At 37.1% G+C, this 11,949-nt stretch carries 9 protein-coding genes; 1 reads left to right on the top strand and 8 read right to left on the bottom strand.

Annotated features, from left to right (window positions below; all coding sequences use genetic code 11):
• Window positions 1-11: 11 nt before the first annotated feature.
• From K9M53_RS03110 to K9M53_RS03090, 5 genes are all read right to left on the bottom strand, one after another.
• A complete protein-coding gene (locus K9M53_RS03110) occupies window positions 12-1,769 on the bottom strand; it encodes a vWA domain-containing protein (RefSeq protein WP_224017895.1) in 1,758 nt (585 codons plus the stop codon).
• Between the two features lie 79 nt (window positions 1,770-1,848).
• A complete protein-coding gene (gene hpt / locus K9M53_RS03105) occupies window positions 1,849-2,376 on the bottom strand; it encodes a hypoxanthine phosphoribosyltransferase (RefSeq protein ID WP_224017893.1) in 528 nt (175 codons plus the stop codon).
• Window positions 2,377-2,379: 3 nt separating this feature from the next.
• Window positions 2,380-3,543, bottom strand: a complete 1,164-nt coding sequence (locus tag K9M53_RS03100) for a glucosaminidase domain-containing protein (RefSeq protein WP_224017891.1) — start codon at window positions 3,541-3,543, stop codon at window positions 2,380-2,382.
• 74 nt (window positions 3,544-3,617) lie between these two features.
• A complete protein-coding gene (locus tag K9M53_RS03095; protein ID WP_224017889.1) occupies window positions 3,618-4,259 on the bottom strand; it encodes an O-methyltransferase in 642 nt (213 codons plus the stop codon).
• A gap of 89 nt (window positions 4,260-4,348) precedes the next feature.
• A complete protein-coding gene (locus K9M53_RS03090; RefSeq protein ID WP_224017887.1) occupies window positions 4,349-5,896 on the bottom strand; it encodes a sodium:solute symporter in 1,548 nt (515 codons plus the stop codon).
• Window positions 5,897-5,987: 91 nt separating this feature from the next.
• On the opposite strand from K9M53_RS03090, the gene K9M53_RS03085 reads away from it, so the two are divergent.
• On the top strand, window positions 5,988-6,512 hold the full coding sequence (locus tag K9M53_RS03085) for an LOG family protein (RefSeq protein ID WP_255580670.1): 525 nt from the start codon (window positions 5,988-5,990) through the stop codon (window positions 6,510-6,512).
• On the opposite strand, the gene K9M53_RS03080 is transcribed toward K9M53_RS03085, so the two are convergent.
• The 3 genes from K9M53_RS03080 to K9M53_RS03070 are packed head-to-tail and all read right to left on the bottom strand — an operon-like array spanning window position 6,509 to window position 11,937.
• Complete coding sequence (locus tag K9M53_RS03080; RefSeq protein ID WP_224017883.1) at window positions 6,509-7,153, bottom strand: hypothetical protein; 645 nt, start codon at window positions 7,151-7,153, stop codon at window positions 6,509-6,511. The two genes, K9M53_RS03085 and K9M53_RS03080, sit on opposite strands and share 4 nt — an antisense overlap.
• 52 nt (window positions 7,154-7,205) lie before the next feature.
• A complete protein-coding gene (locus K9M53_RS03075) occupies window positions 7,206-8,234 on the bottom strand; it encodes a PorP/SprF family type IX secretion system membrane protein (RefSeq protein WP_224017881.1) in 1,029 nt (342 codons plus the stop codon).
• A gap of 34 nt (window positions 8,235-8,268) precedes the next feature.
• Entirely contained in the window at window positions 8,269-11,937 is a 3,669-nt protein-coding gene (locus tag K9M53_RS03070) for a DUF7948 domain-containing protein (RefSeq protein ID WP_224017879.1), read from the bottom strand.
• Between the last annotated feature and the right edge of the window lie 12 nt (window positions 11,938-11,949).

Raw genomic sequence — 11,949 nt, 5'->3', positions numbered from 1 at the left:
AACAAACAGAGTTAATCACTGCTGTACTTTTTCTTTTTAGCATACACTTTTTTAGCAATGCCTACCAGGGTAAGAAATTCCTTTTGCAGGTAATCGTCGGCATTCACGGAAGTGAGGGCAAGATTTTCTATATCGGTCCAACCCGTAACACCAATAAATTTAGATGTGCGCAGTTTTAAACCAAACCAGTTTACTGCAGTTGCAAAACGTATGTCTTTATCAATATTCTTAAGAGGAGTATAATCATTTAAGCAGATATACCTGGATTGCTTTGTTGCAGCTTCGCCAGGCAAATTGTACTTCAAATAAACATCTGCTACTTTTTGTTGAAATGTTTTATTGATTGAATCCAGGGAAGAGGCAGGAGTAATTTCAAATGTTGCTAATACATTGCTGCCACTTCCTATTTCGCCGCCTGGCAATGTAAGAGTACTATCAGGTAACAGATCTTTTTTATTATCGAACCCGATCAAACGATACTGCTGTATCACCTCGGTGTTAAATTCCACATTTACAGAAGCATTATTAGCTACTGCAAAGATGGTTTGTGTCATTTCCTTTAACAGCATTTTCTCTGCATCATTGATATTATCCAAATAAGCATAATTACCACTTCCTTTTTTTGCCAGAACGTGCAGACTTGAATCTTTTAAATTTCCATTACCAACACCGATACAGCTAAGATAAATTTCTGCTTTGCTTTCTTTCTCTACTAATTTTTCCAGTTCCTCTTCAGTTGTTTGCGCTACATTAAAATCTCCATCTGTTGCTAAAATAATTTTATTATTAGCCTTTTTATTAAATGTTTTTTCTGCTGCCTTATAAGCTGCACGAATGGCGGCTTCGCCGGGCGTATCGCCATTAGGCGTTATTTGCTCTATCGCCTGTATCAACTTTTGTTTTTCTGATCCGCTGGTAGGAGGCAATATTGTTTCAACAGAACCACCGTATATTATTATTGAAACGGTGTCTTCCGGTCTTAGATTTTTAACCAACAATTGAAATGCAGCTTTTATCAAAGGCAGTTTGTTCGGCATATCCATGCTTCCAGAAGCATCCAGCAAAAAGATCAAATTGCACGGAGGTACTTTGGTCAGCTCAATTTTTTTTGCATTAATAGCAAGGTATAGCAACTTGTTTTTTAAATTCCATGGACAATCCGTTATAAAAGACTCTATCTTGAATGGCTCATTATTATCAGGCTCGCGGTAATGCAAGCCAAAATAATTCAGCAACTCTTCTATATGAACAGCATCTGGCGGTACTTCTGTTTTAAAATTCAAGAACCGATGTATATTACTGTAAGATGCTTTATCGATATTTAATGAAAAAGCAGTGTTGGGATATTGTTTTGCATTTGCAGTTTGATTCTCTATAAAAGAAAAATAAGAATCATCTTCAGGATATATGATAAAACGCTTTGCCTTGCTGATATCTGTTGTTATGGAATTAAGATGCGGCGTACTACGGGTTAGCTTCGCAGAAAAAGATCTGAGCACCAAAGACTGAAAAGCAGCATTCTTTAATTGTATGATCTTCGTTTCATAACCATCTAAACTAAATGTAGCAGAATCGGTAGCTGTTTTAGAAGTAATGCCGTAACTACCGTCGTTACCACCATAATACAGCATGCGGGTGGAGCGTATCAGGATTTTTACATTTTGCAATAATTCTCCGTTAGTATTTTTTATTTCTCCCGTAAAGTAATACTGGGCACATAGGTTTCCGGAAAAAAGAATGAAGAATATATATAGGAGTAGTTTTTTCAAATCGGGATATTATATTGGAGAAAATTAATAAAATATTGGAATTGTTCTAAAAATCTAACAATCAAAATTTGCACAATATTTATTCATCCAGCTGATAAATATCTGCGGTATTTCTTCCAAGCCCATCATAATCCAAACCAAAGCCTAATAAAAATTTATTCGGAACAGTAAACCCATGATAGTCGATCGTTAATGAATGCTGCAATGCATCCGGCTTAAATAATAAAGAAGCTATTTTTAAAGATGCCGGCTGCTGATCGTGTAACTGTGGTAAAAATTGCGATAATGTTTTTCCTGTATCCACTATATCTTCTAAAATAATTACATGTCGTCCTTTTAATGGTTCATCCAGCCCAATTGAAGTAATTACATTTCCGGTTGATTTTGTTCCTTTATAGGATGCCAGCTTTATAAAAGAAATTTCCGCTTCTATATGGATACTTTTAAACAGCTCTGCCGCAAACATGAATGAGCCGTTCAATATGGCAATGAATAAAGGTTTTTTACCTTTATAATCAGCATTTAATTTTTCAGCTAATAATTTAATACGCTCGTTTACTTCTGCAGCGCTTATATATGGTTTAAATTTTTTATCGTGTACCTGCATTAGTTATGGTTTGCTTACAATTAATTGTTGGCCTATTTGTATTTGTTCATCCGCCAGGTTATTCCATTCTTTTAGCTGATCCACTGTAACGCCGTATGTTTTTGCAATGGAATATAATCCCTCTTTAGGTTGAACATTATGGATAGTAGCATTGCCGTTGGCTTTAACGGGCACATCATTGGTAGCCGGTGCCAGCGTTGCAGTTGTTTGCGGTTTTAATTTCAATTTTGTACCCGGTATTAATTGCGACGATTCATTCAACTGGTTGTATTCAATTAAAGATTGCAATTGAATAGCATTTACCTGCGATACATCATATAGCGATTCACCCGGCTTTACTATGTAAAAATCTTTGTCACCGCTTGTTTGTTTGTTTTGTAAAAAGATGATCTGTGGTTTTGCTAAAATACCATCCTTCTTCATATCGTTATACTCTAAAAGTTTATTTAGGTCGATATTATTTTTTGAAGCAATAGCCAACAAAGATGTTCCTGCTGATGCAAAAATATATTTGGTATTATTTATGATACCGGCAGTACCTGCTGCATCCAGGTAAACAGGTGTGCTGGCATCTGAATTGTCATTTTCTAACTGTTTAACCTGCGCCACTTCGGAATCATCCTGGTAAAGAGAAGGGTCATAAACAGGCATATCCTTTGCTGCCAATAATGAATATTGTTCCAAATTATATTGTTCAATATTTCTTATTAAAATAGTAGGATACATTGGATTGGTTGCATAACCTGCTTTCTTTAAGCCATAGGCCCAGCCTTTATAATCTGTTGGATCAAGCTTAAATAAAAAACCATATCGATCCCCGCCACGCAAAAAATTGCTATGATCCCTGTACGAATCTTCTGCTGTTGGATAAGAACGAAAACATTCGCCTATTGCATCATCATTATGGCTAACACCACCGGCAGTCCATGTATTCTTACATTTAATGCCAAAATGGTTGTTTGATTTTTTCACCAGGTCGCTGTTACCGCTTTCCGTTTCCAGCAATCCCTGTGCTAATGTGATGGCAGCCGGCACACCCATGCGTTTCATTTCACGCATGGCAATATCTTTATAGGTTGCTATATATTGCTCAGGCGTTATTTTTTGCGCAGTAACAACCTGCGTCATTAATATGCATACAACAAGTGTTGTTATATTTTTCTTCATTTTCAATACAGAATTTTTGCTTTCCCTTTCATGCATCCCTGCTGAATTACATGAAGTATATCTTGTCTTGATTTTTATTTTTTTCTAATCAACATCAATCCATCTCTTACAGTAGCCAGCACTTGTTCTACCCTATCATCATTTTTCACATGTGCATTAAATGTATCTATTGCTTTTGCATTTTTACCGCTGATGGTTTCTAATAGTACTTCTCCATGAAACAACACATTATCTGCAATAATTAATCCATTCTGTTTCACCAATGGAACTACCAGGTCAAAATATTCTACATAACCTGTTTTATCCGCATCAATAAAAACAATATCCCATGTTTGATCTAACGTTGGAATAATTGTTTTAGCATCTCCCAAATGCAACTTTATTTTATCTTTTGCAAGGGAACGCTCAAAAAAACCTTTGGCGATATTCGCATCCTCTTCCCGTAATTCCAACGTGTGCAATTCGCCCCCTTCTTCTAATCCCTGTGCCAAACACAAAGCACTATAGCCGGTATAGGTTCCGATCTCCAATATGCATTTTGGTTTAAGCAACTTGCTCAAAAGCGACAAAAATCTCCCCTGCACATGGCCGCTAAGCATATGTGCATTGCTGTGTGTTTGCATGGTATATGCTGCCACTTCTGCTATCAGATCATCTTCCGGAGAAGTATATTCTTTTGCATAGGCTTCTGCCAAAGAGCTTACAATTTCCATCATCTGTTTACTTTAAAAAGACAGCCACCCCTCACTTTCAAATCAAAAGCAAAGAATGGCACTTACTAACGCTGCAAAAGTACACTATAATTTTAATTGGTTAACGGCTTTTTTGAAATTGCAAGAAGACCTAAAAATGTAAAAAGTCCGTTTATAATCAATATTTCTATCCCAACAACATATCCATTAAGATAAGCTACTGCATTGAGTTGCAGCATATAGCAGAGTATAGGGCTGATCAATGCAATCAACGCAATTATAAAATGATTGGGCAGGGTACGTTTTGTTAAAATTCCAAATGCAAACAAGCCGAGAAGCGGACCGTATGTGTAACCCGCCAGTTCTAATATCTTATCTATGATCGATCGGCTGTTGATACATCTAAAAATGAGTATGCAAATAAAAAAGATAATAGTAAGAGAAAGATGCACGCTCATTCTTATTTTTTTCTTTTGCTTTTCATTCAGATCATCTCTTTGTTTTAGCCCTAAAATATCAATACAAAAAGATGAGGTGAGCGCTGTTAACGCACCATCAGCACTGGGAAACAAAGCAGATATTAATGCTATAATGAAAATAACAGCTATAGCAGAAGGCATGGTTTGCAGCAAGCCCAAAGCGATGGATGGGAATAAACTATCTCCTGTTATATTCGTTCCGTTCTGAGCAAACGTCCAAACCGGTTTTCCATCGATCATTATATTTTGAAACGAAGCACCGTAATGATACGCATACAAATACAATAAGCCCCCTAACAATAAGAACAAGAGGTTCACAAAAACAAGCACTACGCTAAAGGTTAGAATATTTTTTTGAGAATCCTTTAATGTTTTAACGCTGATATTTTTTTGCATCATTTCCTGGTCAAGTCCCGTCATGGCAATCGTTATAAAAGCACCTCCGATAATCTGCTTCAGGAAAAATGTTTTGCTTTTATAATCCATATCAAAAATACGTGTCAGATGTTTTGATTCCATTGCATTAACAGCATTGCCAACAGATAAATGCAGGTGAGATAAAATGTAAATTGTGCAGACGATCAAGCCTACTATCATTAAAGTTGTTTGCAAGGTATCGGTATATACAATTGTTTTTACACCGCCTTCGAACGTGTATAAAAGGATCATTAATAAAACCACTGCAACGGATATCCAGAAAGGAATTTGTAATCTTGATAAAATAAAAATGTGCAGAATATTAATTACCAAATACAATCTTGCAGTGGCACCGACTGTTCGTGATAAAATAAAAAAAGAAGCACCTGTTTTATACGCCCAATTTCCAAACCGTTGTTGCAGGTAATTATAAATAGAAGTAAGATTCATTTTATAATATAAAGGCAGCAGCACATATGCAATTACCATGTATCCTAATAAATACCCGATCACTACCTGGAAGTATATTATGCCTGTTGCCAAACCTCCTGCCTTGGCAATATTTCCAACACTTCCCGGAACACTCACAAAGGTTACTCCGCTCAGGGAGGTGCCGATCATTCCAAATGCTACCAGCATCCAGTTGCTGTTTCGGTTGCCAATAAAAAAAGAATCGTTATTGGAATTACGACTGGTGTACCAGGCTACCGCAAAAAGTATTAAAAAATATCCAACAACAAAACAAAGCAACAACTGTGCAGACATAAATGAATTAATAATGGTTTAATACTATAAATTAGCAGAAGCAATATCACTAATTTAATTTCAAGTTAGATAATTTATGACAATAAAAGCCATGGCTGTTTTTTGCGGAAGTAAAACCGGTAATGATCCGTTGTTTATACAACATGCTCAACAATTAGGTTATCTGCTTGCAGAAAAAGGGATTGACGCAATTTATGGAGGCAGCAGCAAAGGCTTAATGGGTGCCGTTGCTAATGCTGCTATGGAAAGAAATGGAAAAGTGATAGGTATTATTCCTTCTTTTTTTACACAATGGGAACACCAGCATACTACTATTACAGAGTTAATAGTAGTAGATGATATGCATACCAGGAAAAAATTATTGTATGAACGTTGTGATGCTGCTATTATACTTCCCGGCGGCGTAGGAACCCTGGATGAATTTTTTGAAATGCTCACCTGGAATCAATTAAGCATTCACAACAAAAAGATATTCTTATTGAATACAAATGGTTTTTATAACTTCTTATTGAATCATTTAAAAAAAATGCAGGAAGAAAACTTTCTGCATGAAAAAATTGATTCAAGAATAACGATTTTAGAAAATCCTGAATTATTACCGGACTATTTATTTTAGTTGGAACTTCTGTAACGACTTCTACTTCCCTGGAACAAAGGGATCTGCACGCCTCCGCGTATGATTGGAACTATTGCCGGCTTGCCACTGGAAGTTGGTTCTGTGTAAGGCGAATAATCTCTATCTAAAACATCAAACAAAATAGAAAGATAGAAAAATGGCTCACGGCTATTATCCCTATCCGTACAATAACCTGCACCTACTAACAAACTTGGAACGGAGATATTAGGATAGTTGTATGTATTGCCATTAGCATCTACATCGTGTTGATGAATAAAATTTTCTTCGAACTGTGCCTGCACAAATATTACGTCTATCGGATAGATCTTTGCAAATACTCCCGGGCCATATAAAAGCTGCCGTAATTTATCGCCGGTTAATTCTCCATATGAATTAATATACCGACTGGAAGAATATGTAAAATTAAATGCAATTCCAGCATCCAGCCATTTTGCAACACTATATCCTAATACAGGATTGGCGCCCAATACCGTTGAATAAGTTGAAATACCCACATTCACTCCGCCTCCTGTAAAGAGATTTTCTTTCTTGAATACTTTTTCTCCTTCTTCCTTTGCTTCTTGTGCTAATGATATCATTGAAATGGAAAGAAATAATACGGCAAAAAATATTTTTTTCATTATATAGGTTTTATAAAATCAGGATAAAAATAAATGAAATTAATGAACGCTGTTAAAATTGTGGGCACAGGCTTTGTCGTTTATCTCCATTATAGTTATTATAAAAACCTTTTTTTATAATACTCAATTCCTGTGCACCCTGCGAGCTGTTAAAATTACTTAAGGAAGAGTTTGTTACATCATAACTAAATGTAAAACGAATGTTATTTATCTCCAACCCTGCTGTAGGTATCAACGCATCTCCCAAACGGTCGTACAAGCCTAATATCAATTGCCTATCACCTTCTTTATCGCCACTTAGATCATAGTTGAGCGTAAGTCCTAATATCGTTTCAGTAGCATTTGCCTGCGTTGTAAAATACCCATTCGGATTTAAAATAACACGATCATTTACTTTTAACATCGCGTCAGCAAAAACAACATGTCGCATTGGTATGATGCTTCCTTCTCCTTCAGTAAAAAATGTTTCCCGTGGCTGATTTACATGTAGCAATGAATATCCAAAGTGGACATACGTATTTTCATTAGGGAAATAAGCATAGTTCATTCCAACCTGTATATCAAAATAGCTGACATTGGTATTGGTAAGTACTACAGAAGTAGGTAACCCGGCGTCGAAAAATTTACCGTCAAACTGGTCAGGAAAAACCAACTTGCTTACATCAATACGTTTATTTGCCCAGCCCAGGTTAAAGCCGGCACTTAACAAGCTGCTTTCTCCTAACATTTGATGATATGCCAAAGAACCATACACTTTTGTACTTCTCATATTTCCACTACCTGCCACATCACTAAGTATTACGCCGCCTAAGCCCAACCAGCCATTTTCAAATTTATTGCGCATTACCTGCGCATCTCCAAATACGCTGAATGTTCTATAAGGTGATGACAATATTGATGACCATTGATTGCGATACGTTCCGCCAAAACGATAATCGGCATCAGGTATAAAGCCTGTATTAGCAGGATTGGCTGTTAATGGCGAATTATAGAATTGCGAAAAATGCAGGTCCTGTGCTTCACCATAAAGAAATGGCGCACATCCAATGATCAATAATAATATTTTTCGTTTCCAATTCATCTGTTCAATTTAAAATTCTTCTGTTAATTACTTCTTATCTCAATAATGATATATCTCCCGTCTTACGATACTTTTTTCCGTTTGTAAATTCAACATCTAACGTGTACGTATAAACATCCATTGGTTGCAATGCTCCTTTAAAAGTTCCATCCCAACCATTATCCTTATCATTTGATTGAAAGATTAATTGTCCCCAGCGATTATAAATTTTCCAATCCATTTTTCCAATGCCGAATCCAACCACTTTAATTACACTGTTTGTTCCAAATTTTCCGGGTGTAAAAGCATTGGGAACATCCAACAAAGGCAACACAATTGCTGTAATATCCTGGCAGGTGGTATCTGCACATCCCACATCATTTAATGCTACTAAACAAGTATGAAATGTAGTAGAGGCATTATATTGATGAATAGGATTAACGAGTATTGATGTATCTCCATCTCCAAAATTCCAGACATAATGTGTAGCATTTACAGAAGCATTGGTAAATTCTGTCGGTGTATTTTCTTTTGATGGATCAGGTGAATAGGTAAATGTGGCAGTTGGCTTTTGAACAACCATTATTGTAAAATAAGTTGTATCCACCAAATTACAGGTAGAGATGTCCTTTGCAATTAACCGTATGGTATAAGTACCTGTATCGCTATATAAATGTGTTACTGTTGGGTTGGTGCTCGTGGATGTTGTTCCATCTCCAAAGTCCCAATTAAATTCAGTACCTGCAAGCGATGTGTTGGTAATAACTGCTGTGTAAGGAGAACATCCTTTTGCAGGAGTAGTAAATGCCGCCTTTACATTCATGGCTAAATTCAAAGTAAGAATGGCTGTATCGGGCGAGTTACAGAAAGTAGTATCATCTGCGATCAACATAACTTTATAGGTGCCTGCAGAAGGAAACGTATGCGTGACGGCTACTTTATTGGCTTTTACTTCAGGGCTTCCATCTCCAAAATCCCATATAAAACTTGAATCGGTATAAACAGGAATAACAGCAGTAGTAGTATTATTGAATTGATAGGTCAAACTCTGGCATCCGCCAACTTTGGCCGGAGTAAAAGAGGCATCGATTATATTACTTCCTGCATGAACATTTATATATACCGTGTCTGCAATATTACAGGTAGATGAATCAATAGAAATTAAACGCACTTTAAAATAACCCGTAGTCGTAAAAGTATGAGTTGCAGTTGGAACGATAGTTTGTATTTCAGTTGTACCATCTCCAAAATTCCAACGATATTGTTTTCCTTTAGCGAGTGTATCTGTAAATACAATATCCAAAGGCACACATCCCGCCGTATCAATTCTTCCATTGATGGTAGATTTAATGCTTGCAGCTACCCCGGTAAAATCCATTTCAATCTTTACTGCTGCTTCATTACAATCTCTGGAACGATTTCTTGACGACCAAACACCCGGCGTAGTTGGGAAATTCACATTAGGCTCACCTGTTATAGCACAATTGGCACACATAGCCTGGTATATAACTCCATTCGCATCAAATCTACTGGTGCCTCCATCTACGTGATCGGGGAAACCTCCAATTTGCCCATAGTAACTTCCAAATAATTGGCTGGTGGCATCTCTTTCCAAAACAAAGAAGTAAAAGTCAGAACCATCGGTATTTTGTTGAATAGCATTTGCTGTGAGTGGTAAACCGGATGTTCCTGCCGAAGGATAATCGTCAGCGCTATTCAATTCACCACCCCAACCCGACACATATACATTTTGGCAACGATCTACCAGGAATGCAACCGGTGATATATTGGGATCTGCACTGCCATTACCAAAAACAGTAGAATACACATAGCCTGAAAGATCTGTTTGTAGTTTTCCAATGAATTGCTTGCTGTTAGGATTGCTGAAGATAGCATTGATAACAGGCCATGTACCACTTGTAGTGCCCATTATATAAGGGTATCCGTATTTATCAAACTGAATGCCGTAAACAATATCAACACCTCCTGTTCCAACGTAAGTAGTGTGTACAATACCGGAACCGTCTGACTTTAATTCTGTAATAAAGCCATCGGTTGCACCACCTCTATATGTTGCGCTTAGTACATTGGTTTTATTACCCGGCAGATCACTGCTTGCAGTACCTCCGGCAACATACACGTCACCGTTAGTAGGACTTACTGCCAGTACAAAACAAGCATCATCCCCCGAACCTCCAAAATAAGTGCTGAAATTTAATACAGACAGGTCAGGAGAAAATTTTAGCACTACTCCATCCTGGTTGCCACCGCCGAAAGAGTTTTGAACAGAAGTATTTTTTATTGGAAAATTATTTCCTGATCCATCTATTCTTGTGCATGATGCAAGATATACATTACCATTAGGGTCAACGATCACTTCGCTGCGGGCATCATCGCCGTAGTTTCTTCTTATAGATTCTGCACCTTTTGCCCCGATATACTTCGGACGGACATTTACGCCGTCATCTCCCGAACCGCCAATACGAACGGAGCCTATTAAAGCTGTACCATCAAAATTAAACTTGGTAATAAAAATATCATACCCACCACCGGTACCAATTACATTGCTGCCTCCTCCCTGCGCATTCTTTGTTGGATAATCAGATGACAAAGTACGTCCAGCAACGATCAGGTTTCCTTGCTTATCACAGATCATACTATGCGGCTGTTCATTTCTGCTGCCGCCAAGGTAAGTACCGTAAATTCGGTTAGCGCCGTTAGAGGAAAGTTTTATAATACCGATATCATACACACCAAACTGGTCATCGCCTGTTCCGTTGCTATTAAAATTTTGCTGAAAGGCTCCCGGTGAAGTTGGATATCCAAAATCGAAAACGATACCTGCAGCAAACATACTTCCATCAGGACCCGGCGTTGCCGTATAGCCCCAGTTATCTGCAGTGCTTCCCGTAAAGGTGCTGAATATTAGAGTAGGGTCAATTACTATAGTAGCATTGGGCTGATAATCTTTTATAGTAAACTGAACGGTATTTCCTTTTACTACATATTTACAATCGAGTGTTTGTCTGCCTTCATCATTTAGTTGATACGTATAAGGATATAACTCTTTGCTATCGCCGATGGAGGTGCCGATGATCAGTTCATTGTTTTTAACACTAAGCTTATTTACACCGGCATATTGCATTTTGATATCATCAACATTTCCGCCAGGACGAACAATAAAATCATACTTTAAATATCCGGCGCTGGTATAATAACGTACATCTATATTCGGATAAACATTTTTATAAGTAATGCCCTGGTATATCTTACAATTACTTTGCCATTTGCTTTTATCATTACCGATATAATAGTTATTATAAGTGGATATTACTTTATCTGCAACAATTACCGGGTTATTGTTGCCGCCAACAAAATTCAATTTATATGCATGTGAACGAAGTACTCCTGATGATGTTGCAGGTTGCGAAGTAGCGGTAGGCTTTAGCTGTAATTTATCCGTTCCATTTGTAGCGGCGTTTATTTTAGAAGCGCCATGATGATAGTATTCTGAAAAGTTTTGCAGATCATCCGGCTGATACATAAAAACAGTAAACCCATCTTTTTCTAAAAAGAAAGCGCCGGTTTCAAAATCAGATTTGTAAGTTATTCGCTTATCCCATTGCCCTTTGTTTTCTACAAACTGCAATTGAGCATAACCATGACTAACAATAAAAAATGTTGAAACAAATACTATAAAAGCTGTTATTCTTCTTTTGATCACCTAAACTGTTTT

The sequence above is a fragment of the Ferruginibacter albus genome (genome assembly GCF_020042285.1).
Taxonomy (GTDB): Bacteria; Bacteroidota; Bacteroidia; order Chitinophagales; family Chitinophagaceae; genus Ferruginibacter; species Ferruginibacter albus.
This window is presented reverse-complemented; position numbering and strand designations above follow the sequence as displayed.